Below are 14,812 nucleotides of genomic sequence, written 5' to 3' on the forward strand. Positions count from 1 at the left end.
CGTCCGAACGGCGGCTTGGTCATGATCATGCCGCGCGGCCAGACGTGCTGGTCCGTTTGTCGCAATCGATGTGGCTCGCACCGCGGCAGCTGAGGCAAGGCCCTAGCATCGGCCCCATGATCGAGGACTTCGCGGGTCGGCTCCTGCGCGAGATGGCCGGCCTCGACCCGTGCACAGCGGTCGTCGAGGCTGGCGAGCAGGATGTCGACGGGCTTACCGACTACAGCCCGGAGGGCCACCAGGCCCGCGCAGACCTCGCGGCCCGCGCCCTGCGCGAACTCGAGATCGTGGGTGACGCACTGCCGGCCGCGACCCCGCTGCACGCCCACCTCGCCGAGCGGCTGCGTACGCGGATCGCCGTGCACGACGCCGGGGAGGACCTGCGCGAACTGCACGCGGCGGCCACCGGTCCGCTCCAGCTCATCCGCCAGGCCGTCGAGGCCGCGGTTCCGGGCCGCAGCGCCGAGAGCGCCGCTTTCGAGGAGGGTTGGGCTCGTGTCGGCGCACGCCTGGCCGCGATCCCCACGGCCCTGGACGGGTACGCCCGCAGCCTCCTGCTTTCCGCGGAGCGCGGTAATGTGCCGGCGCGGCGTCAGGTGGAGCTCGTCACGCAGCGCTGTCGCAACTGGATCGACGACGATGTCGCCCTGGTGGATCGCTACGGCGAGGGGCCTCAGCGGGCGTCGTTGCGGGCCGCAGCGACGGGCGCGCGAGCGGCGTACCAGAGACTGGCCGAGATGCTGACCGCGGACCTGGCACCACGCGCCGTTGAGGAAGAGGCGTTCGGCCAGCAGCGGTATGCACTCTGGGTGCGTACCTTCCTCGCGGCCCGCCCTGACCTGCGCGAGCTGTACGACTGGGGCTGGGACGAGTTCCGAGCGACAGAGGCCGAGTTGATCGCGGAAGCGAAGGAACTGGGCGGGAGCGTGCCAGAGGTGCTCGCCGGGCTCGCCAGCCCCGACGCGCCTGGCACGCTGCACAGCAGGGAGGCGTTCGCCGCGTGGCTGCAGGAGCTGTTGGAGGCCACCACCGAGCGGCTGGACGGCGTGCATTTCGACATTCCCGCCCCGCTGCGGCGCATCGAGTCGCGGTTGACCACGTCGTCCGGCATTGCCTATTACGGGCCGTCGCGGGACCTGGCGCGGCCGGGCCGGGTTTGGTGGTCCATCCCCGAGGACGCGGCGAGTTTCCCCACCTGGTACGCGTACAGCACCGCCTATCACGAGGGCGTTCCCGGGCACCACCTCCACCTCGGCTCCGAGGTCTGCCGGGGAGGACTCGGGCAGCGGCTGAACCTGCTCGGCGGCCTTGCCGGCAGCCAGGAGGGCTGGGCCCTGTACGCCGAGCGGTTCATGGACGAGCTTGGGCTCTATGACCAGCCGGGTGCTCGACTGGGGTATCTGTACATGCAGCTCCTGCGAGCGGCACGGGTCGTGCTCGACGTCGGTCTGCACCTGCGGCTGCCGGTGCCGTCTGGTGATGGAGCAGTGTGGACACCGGATGCTGCGCTGAAGCTGCTGCGGGACCGCTGTCATCAGGGGCCGTACGCGTCCGCCGAGCTCGCGCGTTACCTGGGCCGGCCAGGGCAGGCGCTGGCCTACAAGGTGGGTGAGCGCGTGTGGCTGGCAGGCCGCTCGTCCTTCCCCGGCGACCGAAGCGCATTCCATCGTTACGCGCTGGATCTGGGTTCGCTGGGGCTGGGTCAGTTGACGGCGGCCCTCGAGGGTGGCCGCGTGCCATAGGACGCTCGCCAGGCTCGGTCAGGTGGTGTGCACGCCGCCGCGCCCCGGCCTTGTGATAGGTACCGTGCTGCTCGTGTTGCCCGTCGTCCCGACGGTCACCGACTATGAGCACCAACGGGACGCACCGCGATACCCGTGATCCGACAGCGCACGGCCGGCGGTGCCAGCGTGCCGCCGGGACCGTCCTGCCCAGGCATGCGGCCCCGGCCCTCCGGGTGGGACGCTGCCGGGATGCGACAGGTCACAGTTTTCGGTAGTTGCGGTGGCTTCCCCGAACCCGGCCGCGCCTGCAGCGGCTTCGCGGTGGACTGGGACGGCTACCGCCTGGTGCTCGACCTGGGCTATGCCACGCTGCCGCGGCTGCTCAGACACTGGCCGGACGGTGTGCTGGACGCTGTCGTCGTCACCCACGAGCACCCGGATCACTGCGTCGACCTGCACGGTCTGTTCAGGATGCGGCTCTACGGTCAGCCCGGGGGAGCGCGGTTGCCGTTGTACTGCCCGCCCGGCGTGCTCGACCGGCTCAGTGGCCTGGAGCCCGATGCCGATCTACAGGCGGTCTTCGAGCTGCACCCGTTACCCGGCGGCTACCGGGTCGGGCCGTTCGACCTGACCGGGCTGTCTCTCCCGCACTTCGTGCCCAACGCCGGCGTCCGGATCGAGGCCGACGGGATTGCCCTCGCCTACTCCGGGGACACCGGGCCGACTCCCGCGCTGGCCGAGCTGGGGCGTGACGCTGACCTGTTCATCGTGGAGGCGACGGACCGCGACGGCGAGCCGAGCCGTCCCACCCGAAACCTGTTGACCTCCACCGAGGCCGGTCGGTGGGCTCGTCGGGCGGGCGCCCGCCGCCTGATGCTCACCCACTTCTGGCCGGGCAACGACCGGGAGGTGGCGGTGGCCGCCGCGCAGGTGGAGTTCGGCGGTGCCGTGCTGGCGGCTGAGGAAGGCCTCACCGTGATGCTCGGGACGTAGTGGTCGCGGCGGACAGCCCGCTCTGTTTGTCGAGAACCGCCGGGCGGCTCCGTCTTCGGGGAGGATGCGGTCATCGTGATCGCAGCAGAGCAGGGAGATCCGGCATGGCGATCCAGCGGATGGACAACGTCCTCATCGTGGTCGAGGACCTCGACGCGGTCATCGCGTTCTTCGTCGAACTCGGCATGGAGGTGGAGGGGCGAGGGCCGGTCGAGGGGCGGTGGGTGGAGCGGGTCATCGGGATCGACGACGTCCGGCAGGAGGTGGCGATGCTGCGGACCCCGGACGGCCACGGCAAGGTCGAGTTGGCGATGTTCCACCGGCCGGCGGCGATCAGCGCGGCACCGAAGGACGCGCCGGCGAACACGTTGGGCATTCGGCGGATCATGTTCGCCGTCGACGACATCGACGACGTGATCGCCCGGCTGCGAGGCCACGGCGCCGAACTGGTCGGCGAGGTGGAGCGGTACGAGGACATCTTCCGGCTCTGCTACGTCCGCGGCCCCGAGGGCATCATCGTCGGCCTGGCCGAACAGCTCCGCTGAGACTCGACGTGTCCGTGCGGCCGTGGAGGCCCCGGCCCGACCCAGCGCTCGCCGCCCTTCACCCACGCGCCTCCGGCACAGCCATGTGCATTTCGAAAATACGAACTTGATCAGCCGGTCGGTCAGGTCAATCGGATGTCAGCCTGGCTGGCCGGCCCATCCGTTGCATTGAGATTCCGCCAGCTTGGCAGTTCTTTACGGGCGCGCAGGTTTGAGCGGGTCGCACAAGTTGACGAGATGGACATGTGATCACCGGACCCGTCGGCGTGATCCCACCTTGTGGTCGCATTTCAAAACGGGTGCCGCCTGTCCAGCATTCGAGATCATTCCCTCTCATGTCCTGGATGGACCGTGTTTTGACAAGCTGCCGGAGCGGTCTTCAGCGGGTTCGGATTTGGTCCGCGCGATCCTGCCCGTCACCTAGCGGACGTCCCTTGAATAAAGTTTGTGAGAAGCTTGAATCTGCTGATGGCGGCAGGTGCGAACAGCGAGGGCACATGGTCGTGCAATTCAGGCTGCTGGGCGATGTCGAGGCCTTCATCGACGGCAATGCGATTGACCTGGGGCATGTCCGTCAGCGATGCGTGCTGGCAGTTCTGCTGGTCGAGGCGAACAAGGTCGTTCACGTCGACCAGTTGCTCGACCGGGTGTGGGTGGACCGGCCGCCGCAACGCGCACACGGCGCGCTCTACAGCTACCTCTCCCGGTTACGGCGCTGTCTGAGCGGCGCCGACGACGTCGCCATCGTCCGCCAACAGGGTGGTTACCTGCTCAAGGTCGACCCCATGATGGTGGATCTGCACCGTTTCCAGGAGTTGGTCTCCCGCGTCCGGCTTGCCGTGGACGACGACGACGCGCTGCGTCAGTTCGACGAGGCGATCGGGCTGTGGCGCGGTGATCCGTTCGCGCGCCTGGACACCCCCTGGTTCAACGCCCTGCGTACCGCGCTGCGTCAGGCACGGCTGGCCGCCGAGCGCGACCGTACCGACATCGCCTTGCGTCGCGGTCAGCATTCGGCGTTGTTATCCGAGTTGTCGCGTGAACTGGCCGAACAACCATTGGACGAGCGTCTCGCCGGCCAGCTCATGCTGGCGCTGTCCCGCTCCGGTCGACAGGCGGAAGCCCTCGACCAGTACCAGCAGATCCGGCAACGCCTGGCCGACGTGTTGGGCATCGACCCGGGGCGTGACCTGCAGGAGTTGTTTCTACGGATCCTCCACGGCGATCATGAGGTCGCCGCCTCGGCCGTGGTGCGGGCACCTGCGGAGCCAGCCGCGGCTCATCCGCCCCGACAACTGCCACCGCCGCCGGCGCACTTCGCCGGCCGGGCTCGTGAGCTGGCGGCGCTGACCCGCGCCGTGGAGCGCCAGGCCGAAGGCGGGCCCGTCATCATGACTGTCACGGGGATGGGCGGGATCGGTAAGACCTGGCTCGCGTTGCGGTGGGCCCACGACAACCTGGACCGGTTTCCCGACGGACAGTTGGCTGTCAACCTGCGCGGCTTCGAGCCCTCCGCGGAGGCGATGCCGCCGGCGGTAGCGCTACGCGGCTTCCTCGACGCCCTCGGCGTGCCGCCCGATGCGGTGCCGCCGGACCTGGACGCGCAGGTCGGGTTGTACCGCAGCAGCGTCGCCGGTCGGCGAATGCTTGTCGTGCTAGACAACGCCCGCGACGCCGAGCAGGTCCGCCCGCTGCTGCCCGGTGTCGCGGGCTGCGTGGTGGTGGTGACCAGCCGACAGCAGTTGTCCGGCTTGGTGGCGGTCGAGGGCGCCCACCCGGTCACGCTCGACCTCCTCGGCACCGCTGACGCCCGGGAGTTGCTGGCACGTCGACTCAGCGGTGGCCGGGTGGAGTCCGAACCGCAGCCGGTGGACGACATCGTTGAGCGGTGTTCCGGGTTGCCGCTGGCGTTGGCGATCGTGGCGGCCCGCGCGGCGACCCAGCCCGGGTTTTCGCTCGCCGCGCTCGGCCGGGAATTGGCCGATCTGCAGGGCGGCCTTGACGGCTTCGCGGGCAGCGGGGACCCGACCACAGACCTCCGGTCGGTGTTTTCCTGGTCGTACCGCGCGCTCGGTGAGCCGGCGGCGCGGCTGTTCCGCCTGCTTGGGCTGCACCCCGGGCCGGACACCTCGGTGCGGGCCGCCGCCAGCCTCGCCGCCGTGCCGGAACGGCAGGTACGTGGCATTCTCGCTGAACTGAACCGGGCGCAGCTTCTGGTGGAGTGGGTGCCGGGCAGGTACACCTGCCACGACCTGCTGCGGGCGTACGCGGCGGAGCTGGTCGAATTGGAGCCTGCGGAGGTGCACCGCGACGCCCTGCACCGGATCGTGGGCCACTACCTCCACAGCGCTCAGCGCGCCGACCGGCGGCTGTCCCCGCTGCGGAATCCGATCGAGCCGCCGCCAGTCCCGGTGGGCGTTCAGCCGGAGGAGCCAGCGGACAACGCCCAGGCGATGTCCTGGTTCGCCGAGGAGTACGCCGTGCTCAGGCAGGTGGTCGAGCTGGCCGCCAGGCACGGGCTCGACCGGTACGTCTGGCAGCTCGCCGGGGCACTGACCACCTTCCTGAGCCGCCGAGGGCACTGGGAGGACCTCATCGCCGTGCAGAACTGCGCGTTGACTGTCGCCGAGCGCAATGGTGACCGGGCGGCGCGGGCGCAGGCGCACCAGGACGTCGTCCCCGCCTACTCGGAGACCGGCCGGCTCGAATTGGCCCGGGCTCACCTGGAACGCGCACTGATCTTGCTGGACGAACTCGTCGACCGGGTCGGCCAGGCGCACACGCTGTTGACCCTGAGCTGGGTCAGCGAGAAGGAAGGCGATCAGGCAGCAGCGTTGCGCCATGACAGGCGGGCGCTGAGGCTGTTCCGCGACAGCGGGCATCAGGCGGGTGCTGCCCGCGCTCTCAACGCCCTCGGTTGGGATCACGCAATGCTCGGGGAGTACCAGCAGACGATCCGCTACTGCCAGCAGGCTGTCGTCCTGCAACGTCAGCTCGGCGACCGGACCGGCGAGGCGAACAGTTGGGACACGCTTGGCTATGCCCATCACCATCTCGGTCGCTATCCGCGGGCGGCCCGTTGTTACCGCCGGGCGCTGGAACTCAACCGGGAACTGGGACACCGCTACAACGAGGCGGAGGCCCTCCGACACCTGGGTGACACCCAGCAGGCCCTCGGCGACCCGGAAGCCGCCAACCTCTGCTGGCTGCGCGCCCTGGAGATCCTCACAGAGATCGGGCATCCGGACGTCGAACAGGTCCGCGACAAGCTCGCCGCGAGCCAGGGCGTGCCTGCCGCTGCTCGCCCGCCGGCGACTGGCTTCGCGAGGCCGCCAGCCGACCCGACTGCGCTGACCGAACCTCGCTGAGCCGAGGGCCGCCCGCCATCGCCGACAATCGACGCTTCCAGAACGCGGAACCCGCAGCGCCGCACGCGGCGCTACGGACTTCGCAGCCTCGGTTGTTGACACGGTCGCGGGTCAATCCACGGGAACAGCCTCTCTTGGTTGCTCGGCCAACAACCCGGTCGGTATGCCGCGGGCCCCGGCTGGCAGCCGGTCGGCGGTACCGGTCGCGGTCACCTCTCCGTCGGCGAGTACCACGATCCGGTCGGCGGCCCGAACCGTCGAACTCCGGTGCGCGATCATCAGCACGGTGCATGAACGCGAGATGTTCCGCACCAACTCCGCCAACCCCGCCTCGTTGGCCGCGTCCAGGTGCGCGGTCGGCTCATCGAGCAGCAGCAACCGAGGTCGGGGCAGCAACGCCCGAGCGATCGACACCCGCTGGCGTTCCCCACCGGAGAGCATGCTGCCGTGCTCGCCCACCTGGGTGTCGAGCCCGTCAGGCAGTCGGTCCACCACTTCGTCGAGGTTGGTCACCCGGAGCACCTCGGCGAGTTCATCCTCGTCCGCACCGGGGTAGGCGTACGTGAGATTGTCACGGAGGGTGCCGGCGAGCAGCGGGCATTCCTGCTGGACATACCCGAGCGCCGAGCGCAGTTCGTCGACCGGCATCGACGCGATGTCCCGGCCGTCCAGCAGGATCGTCCCCCGGGACGCCTCGTAGAAGCGCTCGACCAGGGCGAAGATGGTGGTCTTGCCCGCACCGGACGTACCAACGAGAGCCACACTGGTATGCCGGGCGACGTCGAACGACACCCCCCGCAGCACCTCCCGCCCCGGACCGTATGAGAAGTGGACATCGCGCAGTTCCAGGGCTGGCGTCTCCGGCCCGGCAATCGCAGCGGGCGGCCCGTTCCCGTCGGCGCCGCCGTCCCGGTCGACGGCGGCGGTCTGCTCAAGGTCGAGCCCCATCGTCTCGTGGATGCGTTGCAGAGCGGCCATCCCCTTCTGCACGGCGCTTCCCCCGGCGAAGACGGCGACCAACGGAACGAGCAGGAACGACACGTACAGGAGGAAGGCCACGAACTGGCCGATGTCCAGGTGTCCGGAGGCGACTCGAGCACCACCGAGACCGAGTACGAGAAGGAACGAGCCGTTGGCGCTCAGGGACACGGCCGGAACGATCGTCGCGTCCAGCCGAGCCACCCGGATGCCCGCGTCGTACGCCTCCCGGGCTCGTCCACCGATCCGTTCGGCCTCCCGATCCTCGGCTCTGGCGGCGCGGACCGTCCGCATCGCCGCCAGAGCCCGCTCGAGATCGGCGAGAAGCAGACCGATTCGCCCCTGCGCATGTTCCGACCAGCGCCTGATCCCGATCATCACGAACGCGAGAATCGACCCACCCAGGGCCACCGACGCGACCGCGAAGACGAACAGGAACCAGTCGAGCCAGAGCATCAGCGCGACCGCACCCGCCAGTGACGCCACGCCGATGACCGCGTTGACGATTCCGTTGGCCACCACTGCCCGCAGCAGGGTGGTATCGGTACCGACCCGGGACAGAAGGTCCCCGGTGCGGAGTTGGTCGTACTCCCGCATCGGCAGCCGCAGCAGCCGGTCGGTCAGACCGAGCCGTAGCCGTAGCACCAGCGCCTCGCCGCCGCGTTGCAACAGGAAACTCTGCACACCGGAGATCACCGCGGCGGCGAGGAAGAGGAAGACCAACCAGATCGCGAGTGACGCGACCGGTTGGCCGAGCAGCATCGCGTTGATCGTGCGCATGGCCAGCAGCGGCTGGACCAGGGCCAGACCGGCCGACACGAGGCCGAGGACGGCCGCCACCAGCAGTACCGGCCGCTGTGGGCGGAGCAGGCCGAGCAACTCACGCAACGGCACCGCGACGGGATCTGTCGGAGGCACCGGGCCGGCCTCCAGAGGGTTACGGCGGATATCGGTACGCACGGCAGGACTCCTTGGTTTTGACGAATGGACAGGGCGGGCGTGGGCGGCGCGTCCGGGACCTCAGGCGGCGGAAGTCGCCGATACTCGCCGCGCCTCAGCCGGCGTCTCCTCGCTGACCCGCCGTCGGTCGGAGTCGACGCCGAGCAGCGGCGCGCTGAGCACGACGAGGTTGTAGAGCGCGTGCGCGACCACGGCGGCAACGATCCCGATCTCGATGGCCACGAGCCCCAACGTCACGCCGATCAGGGTCAGTTCGGCGAATCGGATCCACCGTGGACGGACCATGCTGCCGCTGTGCGTACCGGCCCACAGCACCGCGGCGACCAGGACGGCGAGCAACGGCTGACCGGTCAGCCAGAGGACCACCGGCACCGCGAGAAGCCGGAAGACCGCCTCCTCGCCGATCGAACTCTGCGCGGTCAGCGAGAGCACGTGGGGCAGGTCCATTCCGACCGTACGCAACGAACGCCGGTCCGGGTTCGGAGAGACCCGGGCAAGTCCCGCCCGACGCAGCAGCGCGTATCCGGCCGCGGCGAGCCCCAACCAGATCGCGGCCAGGCAGGCGCCCCAGATCAGTTGCCGACCGAGATCCGAGGTTGTGGGAATCCCGACCCGCTGGGCGACCAGCGAACCGGCCAGGACGGCGACCACCACCACCGAACTCAAGGTCACCGCCGTCACCGCCGACGTGAGTGCGTTGATCGCCCTGAAAGCGGCCCATGATTGCGTTCCCTCGTATCCGTGCACCGCGGTGTACCGGAACCGGCCGCCTTCACCGAAGAGGACCGCCAGCAGAACCGGCACCGCCAACACTGCGGCCAACGACGCCTGCGCGGTGCCACCAGCGAACGCGAGGAGGGCCACCCCGCCGACCAGTGCCAGCACCGAGCCGAGCAGCGCCCCCGCGCCGGCGAGGACTTCCCGCTGCTCGGCCCGCTCGAGTGCCGGTACCTGCTCGTTGGTCAACTCCACCAGGGAGTCAACGCGCAGCACCGTCGCGCCCAGTGACTCCACCTCAAACTCGATCCGGACGTCCGGACTGGTCGCCCGGAACCGCCGGGTGCGCTCGGTCGACTCGTCCTCACGGGTCCAGTACCCGGCGCCCACCGGCTCCGCCCCGGCCCAGACCCCGTCGGGGACTCCCAGCCGCTGTCGCAGCCCCTTGTCATCGCCAGTGTCCGGCGCCTCCCCGACGTCGCCGCCCCGATCCGCGCCGTCGTCGGTCGCGCCGTCGCGCTCGCGAGCAGGTACGACGCCATCGACCACCCGGTCGCGCAGGTCACCGGCGAGTTCGAAGAGCACGACCTCGCCCCGGGGTGAGAGTCCGACCAGGACGCTGCCGTCCGCGCCGATGAAGCGGACCCGCCACGAGCCCTGTAGACCCCACCCGTTGAGAAACTCCCGCTGTCGGGCGACGAGCCCGAGGTGGTGCAGCCGGTCGACGATGCCATCGAAGTGCAGGACGGCGAAGGAGCGCCAGCCCGTGACGTCGAGACCACAGAGACGCCCTACCGTCGCCGCCGCCTGATCCGTTGCGGCAGCGGCGTCCATCACCGCGGGCATCGGCTCGGTGGGGTACGCCCGGGTCCGTAGGACGATGAACAGCGCACCGAACAGCAGACCGATAACGGCCAGAACGACACTCTCAGTCATCGCCGCACCCCGAGCCGCAGCGCGCCGTACCACAGCAGCTGCCGGTCGCCGCGTCCATCCGGATCGACGGCCCCGGCGTCAGACCGAACGGCAGGTCAACGTCGTCGGTGGGATTCAGCCGCTGGATACAGCGGCAACCGCGGGCAGTGGACCGGACGGTGGCCAGCCGACCAGGTTCCCCGATCAGCTCGAGTGGCTCGGCGAGGATCCGACCGAAGGACTCCGCCTCGATCTGGCACGGGGTCACCTGGCCATCGGCGCGGACGTGCCAACTCAGGTAGCCGGGGGTGAGGAACTCGACGGGCAGCCCGAACGGCGCCAACTGCTCACCGAGATCCGCGCACTGGTCCCAGCCCAGTGCCTCAAGGTTGAGGTGGCGGGTCTCCTGGAACTGCCGGATTACATCCGCGACCTGATCCGGTGTCAGTCCGAACCCGTCCTGGTCGCCCCTGCCCACCGGTACCACCCGACCGGCCCGGAACAGTCGGGCGCCGGCGCTGTCCACGTCGGCGACCACGGCAGCGACGTCCCGGTGGTTCGCGGGGGTCACCGTCATCGCGACGATCACCGATATCCCCGCTGCGGTGAGGCGTCGCATCGTGTGCAACGACTCGTCGTAGGCCCCGGCTCGGCCCCGGATGAGATCGTGCCGCTCGGCGCGTCCGTCGATGCTGATCTGGGCCCGGATGTTGCCGCAGGCGGCTGCCATCGCGACCAGTTCGTCCGACCAGTGCAGGCCATTGGTGAAGACGTCGACGTGGTCGATCAGGGCGGTGGCGGTCGCCAGGATGCGCCGAAAGTCCCGGGCGATGGTCGGCTCACCACCGGTGAGGGTCACGGCCGCGATTCCGGACTGGGCCAGCCGTTCCAGCACCTTGACCCAGTCGTCGGCGGTCAACTCGCCGGGCAGGGCGGGCCCGGAACTCGCGTAACAGAACGAACAGCTGAGGTTGCACCGGTTGGTGAGTTGAAGCGACGCCAGCAGCGGCAGGTACGCGTCGGTCGAGCCAGACACCCGCAAGGGCTGGTCGAGTGCCCCATTGAGCCAGGAGGAGGTCAACCACGACCCGCTCAGTGCCTCGACCATCTCCGCCTGAACCTCGTCCGGGTCGCGGCGGGAGGTGCCGGCCCGGATCCGGGCGGTGCGGGCCACACTGCGCGTCCGTGCCAGTTGAAGGGCGATCTCCAGCGCCTCGCTGGACAGTCGTACGTAGTTCAGGCTGTTGCGGTCCACCAACAGTCCACCGACGGGTTGCAGGTGAATGCCCCAGTCGGGCGATGGCGGGTCGGCGGTGCCGGCGACCGAGTCACCGGACGCGTGCGAAAGCGCGGTTGTCATAAGGGTTCCCTCGTGATCGGCCGGCCGTCGGCCCGGCAGCTGCGTCGGTCTGGGACCGGCGGGATTTCGTCGCTTGGAGAGGGGCCGTCCGGGGTGGGCGTCAGCCCGCCCCGGACGGCCGGTCAGAATCGGTCACATGGCCTGCGAGTACGGCGGCGGCCCCCAGCACGCCGCGACGAACGGCGCCCAGCTGCTGGCCCAGCAAATGCCGCAGCCCACGGACTTCACCATCGGTTCGGCCCGCTTCTCCGAGCCGAGTCGGTTGAGCGTGCTGCTCGACTTCTGCATGTCAATCACCCCCTCCCCGGATCACTCGGTCGACATCCCCGGAACAGCGCGACCCGTGATGAACCGCTGGGCAGCGGACCATTCATCGCCCGATTCCTCGCGGAGCGAGACGAATCCCGTGATCCGGGCCGCGCGCCGCCCGGACCCCCGTGTCGGTACTGTTCATCGGGGCCGTGACCAGAAATGTGCCGGGCCGCCATGCAGCAGATCTGGAACTAACCTTGAATCGACTGACCAGCAGTGCGTTCTGCGGCTGCGGCCACCTGCGGTGTCGGGCCGGGCAACCTGACGCCGCGCGAGGCGACAGCGGTGAATGGGCCACTGCTGGTTACGCTGCCGCTGTCGGTTACGCTTCGGCCATGTTCCGTGCGGCCCGGCCGGACGACTTCGAGCAGATCATCGGCCTCTACCGGCAACTGAACCCCGACGATCCGGTGCTGCGCGACGGATCTGACGTCGCGGCCTTCCAGCAGATCCTGGGCTCGCCGGCGCTGCATCTCTTCGTCCTCGAAGTGGATGGAGTCGTCGTCGCCACCACGTACCTCAACGTGATCCCGAACCTCACCCGGTCGGCGTCGCCGTACGCGGTCGTCGAGAACGTCGTCGTCGAGGAGTCGCGGCGCGGCACCGGCCTGGGGCGACTGATCATGGCCGGCACCCTCCAGGCCGCCTGGGATGCGGGCTGCTACAAGGCGATGCTGATGACGGGTTCGCGCACGCCTGCGACGCACGCCTTCTACCGGGCCTGCGGGTTCTCACCCGACGCCAAGACCGCATATCTGGCCCGACCCCAGAAGGACGGGCCCGACCGCTAGGCGGCGGGGAAGGTTTCGCGCAGCGCCGGGTCCAGCGGGCGGCCGCTCGTCGGCTCGATGAACAGGTCGGCGAGCAGGAGGTCGGCGAGGTAGGTGGGGTTGACGCCCGACTCCTTGCGCCCGAGGGACTGTAGCGCGCCGCCCAGTCGCAAGGCGGCCTTCGCGGCGCCGGACGGCAGCCTAGCGACCCGGCGGCGCCGACCGACCGCTTCGGCGATGCGCCCGATCATGTCGGTCCAGGTGAGGTTCTCGTCGGCGACCGGGATGTCCGCGCCGCTGGCCTGCTCCAGGGCGTCGACGGCGACCTCGGCCACGCTGCGCGCGGAGGCCGCGGCGCTGCCGCCGACCGGGGCGACCAGCGGGGTACGCGAACGCGCCCACCGGTCCAGCGGACCGGCCCAGTTGGGCAGCCGGTCGCCGGCCCGACCGAAGACGAACGGCAGTTCGAGTACGGCGACCGGCAGGCCCTCGCCGGCGGCGGCCCGCCCCTCCCGGGCCTGCTCCAGGCGACACCGGATGTACGTGTGCCGCTCGGCCAGGCGCCACTGCGGGTGGAGCCGGTCGAAGTAGGTGTAGTAGGAGCCCATCACCACACCCCGGGTGAGACCTTCGAGGCGGGCGGCGGTGAACAGGCGTACCACCGGGTCGACGTTGTCGCGGCGGAACTCCGGATAGATCGGCTTGGGCAGCGGCCGTTGCTCGTCGGTGCGGGTGGCGTACACGACCCCGTCATGACCGGCGAGCACCTGCCGCAGGTCCTCGATCGAGGCGGACCCGACATCGAGCAGATGGTCGACGCCCGCCTGGGCGGTACGCGCCACAGGTGTCGCGGCGTGGCCACGCTCCCGCAGGACGTCCATCACATGAGCGCCGATCAGGCCGCTGCCACCCACCACGAGAATGCGCACGGTGCATCGTCCACTCTGGAACCCGCTCCTTGTCAAGCTTCTAGCGCTGCGGCGGCGGTACACGTCGATGAGAATGGCACCCGGAGGTGATCGAGCGTGGTTGACCAGGAGAGCGTGCCCAAGCTGGGTTCGGTGGTGCTCGACTGCACCGACGCGAGGGCGTTGGCGGAGTTCTACCGACAGTTGCTGGGCTTCGTCTACCGGCCCGGTGACGAACCGCCGCCGACCGGCCAGGCCGACGAACGTGGCCGGGACTGGCTGGTGCTGCGGTCGCCCGCCGGCGGACCCCAGGTCGCGTTTCAGCAGGTGGAGCAGCTACCGGCGGCGACGTGGCCGGCGAACACCGTGCCCCAGCAGCTGCACCTGGACCTGACCGTGGAGTCCGTCGAGGAACTGCTGGTGCAACATGAGCGGGTGCTGCGCCTCGGCGGCCGGCTGTTGTACGACCGCATCGACGACCCGGACGAGCCCCTGCGCGTGTACGCCGATCTGGCCGGGCACCCGTTCTGCGTCCTCGTCGGCTGACCGGGTCGCTGCGGTCGACAACCGGCGAGGATGCCGTCCACACCCCGACAGTCGCCTAGATTCGAGGGTGCGGGACACCATCGCTGTGAAACGGGGTTGAGGATGCCGGATCCGCGCGCTTTCTGGCTGGACGAGCAGTTCGACCGCGAGCACGGCGTCGAGGGGCGCGGCCGGTACGAGGCCGAGGTGCTGCGGCGGATCGACGACTTCGCCGACACCTGGGGTGACTTCGCGCCCGTGGCGTTCGCGGTGACGGCCTGGCGGCTGGCCACCGAGCTGTCACCGGGCTTCGTCCGCTGGCATCGGCGGATCATCTCGGCGACCTGCGCCCGCAGCCCCTGGGACGGCAGCCTGGTCTGCGCGGTGACGGTGGCATCCCGCTGGCCGGCCGAGCTGACCTGGACCAAGCAGTGGCAGCGCGACCGTGGTTGGCAGGACTGGCCCCAGATGTTCGGCCAGTTCACCACACCCACCGAGCAGGACCAGACGCGCCGCCCGCACCTGCGCGCGCTGCTACAGGTGGAGGCGCCGGTCCCCCTCGACGATCTGCCGCCGACGCCCAACGGTCCGGACGACGACGACGTCGCCGCGGCGGCACGCCGAGCCGTGGTGGTGCTGGCCCGGGAACTCAACGACCTCCTCGCGCCGATGATCGGGCAGCTCGACGCCGGAGTGCCGGCGGACTCCTGAGATGCGCGTCGGGCGGTAGGTTCGTC

At 69.9% G+C, this 14,812-nt stretch carries 12 protein-coding genes; 7 read left to right on the forward strand and 5 right to left on the reverse strand.

Features of this window, described 5'->3' with window-relative positions:
• Positions 1-116: 116 nt before the first annotated feature.
• The 4 genes from QSK15_RS15850 (at position 117) to QSK15_RS15865 (ending at position 6,630) form a co-directional block, all read left to right on the forward strand.
• A complete protein-coding gene (locus QSK15_RS15850) occupies positions 117-1,742 on the forward strand; it encodes a DUF885 domain-containing protein (protein ID WP_285794945.1) in 1,626 nt (541 codons plus the stop codon).
• A 231-nt stretch (positions 1,743-1,973) separates the two neighbouring features.
• Positions 1,974-2,717, forward strand: coding sequence for an MBL fold metallo-hydrolase (locus tag QSK15_RS15855; protein ID WP_285794946.1), 744 nt, complete (start codon positions 1,974-1,976; stop codon positions 2,715-2,717).
• 104 nt (positions 2,718-2,821) lie between these two features.
• Positions 2,822-3,262, forward strand: coding sequence for a VOC family protein (locus tag QSK15_RS15860; RefSeq protein WP_285794947.1), 441 nt, complete (start codon positions 2,822-2,824; stop codon positions 3,260-3,262).
• Between the two features lie 497 nt (positions 3,263-3,759).
• A complete protein-coding gene (locus tag QSK15_RS15865; RefSeq protein WP_285794948.1) occupies positions 3,760-6,630 on the forward strand; it encodes an AfsR/SARP family transcriptional regulator in 2,871 nt (956 codons plus the stop codon).
• A 111-nt stretch (positions 6,631-6,741) separates the two neighbouring features.
• On the opposite strand, the gene QSK15_RS15870 is transcribed toward QSK15_RS15865, so the two are convergent.
• The 4 genes from QSK15_RS15870 to QSK15_RS15885 all read right to left on the reverse strand — a co-directional run bounded on the left by QSK15_RS15870 (position 6,742) and on the right by QSK15_RS15885 (position 11,848).
• Positions 6,742-8,568, reverse strand: coding sequence for an ABC transporter ATP-binding protein (locus tag QSK15_RS15870; protein ID WP_285794949.1), 1,827 nt, complete (start codon positions 8,566-8,568; stop codon positions 6,742-6,744).
• Between the two features lie 60 nt (positions 8,569-8,628).
• A complete protein-coding gene (locus tag QSK15_RS15875) occupies positions 8,629-10,221 on the reverse strand; it encodes a CPBP family glutamic-type intramembrane protease (protein ID WP_285794950.1) in 1,593 nt (530 codons plus the stop codon).
• Positions 10,214-11,560 carry a sporulation killing factor system radical SAM maturase gene (skfB, locus tag QSK15_RS15880; RefSeq protein WP_285794951.1) on the reverse strand — a complete coding sequence of 449 codons (1,347 nt, stop codon included), beginning with the start codon at positions 11,558-11,560 and terminating at the stop codon, positions 10,214-10,216. Before skfB ends, QSK15_RS15875 begins: the two co-directional genes overlap by 8 nt.
• A 132-nt stretch (positions 11,561-11,692) precedes the next feature.
• Positions 11,693-11,848, reverse strand: a complete 156-nt coding sequence (locus QSK15_RS15885) for a hypothetical protein (RefSeq protein ID WP_285794952.1) — start codon at positions 11,846-11,848, stop codon at positions 11,693-11,695.
• A 359-nt stretch (positions 11,849-12,207) separates the two neighbouring features.
• Between QSK15_RS15885 and QSK15_RS15890 the strand changes: the two genes are divergently transcribed.
• A complete protein-coding gene (locus QSK15_RS15890) occupies positions 12,208-12,663 on the forward strand; it encodes a GNAT family N-acetyltransferase (RefSeq protein WP_285794953.1) in 456 nt (151 codons plus the stop codon).
• Here QSK15_RS15890 and QSK15_RS15895 read toward each other — a convergent pair.
• A complete protein-coding gene (locus QSK15_RS15895; protein ID WP_285794954.1) occupies positions 12,660-13,571 on the reverse strand; it encodes an NAD-dependent epimerase/dehydratase family protein in 912 nt (303 codons plus the stop codon). The two genes, QSK15_RS15890 and QSK15_RS15895, sit on opposite strands and share 4 nt — an antisense overlap.
• Before the next feature lie 96 nt (positions 13,572-13,667).
• Between QSK15_RS15895 and QSK15_RS15900 the strand changes: the two genes are divergently transcribed.
• Together QSK15_RS15900 and QSK15_RS15905 are read left to right on the forward strand one after the other, a co-directional pair.
• On the forward strand, positions 13,668-14,096 hold the full coding sequence (locus tag QSK15_RS15900; protein WP_285794955.1) for a VOC family protein: 429 nt from the start codon (positions 13,668-13,670) through the stop codon (positions 14,094-14,096).
• 102 nt (positions 14,097-14,198) lie between these two features.
• A complete protein-coding gene (locus QSK15_RS15905) occupies positions 14,199-14,786 on the forward strand; it encodes a hypothetical protein (RefSeq protein ID WP_285794956.1) in 588 nt (195 codons plus the stop codon).
• Positions 14,787-14,812 lie beyond the last annotated feature (26 nt).

Source organism: Micromonospora sp. NBRC 107095 (assembly GCF_030269705.1).
In the GTDB taxonomy this organism is placed as follows: domain Bacteria; phylum Actinomycetota; class Actinomycetes; order Mycobacteriales; family Micromonosporaceae; genus Micromonospora; species Micromonospora parva.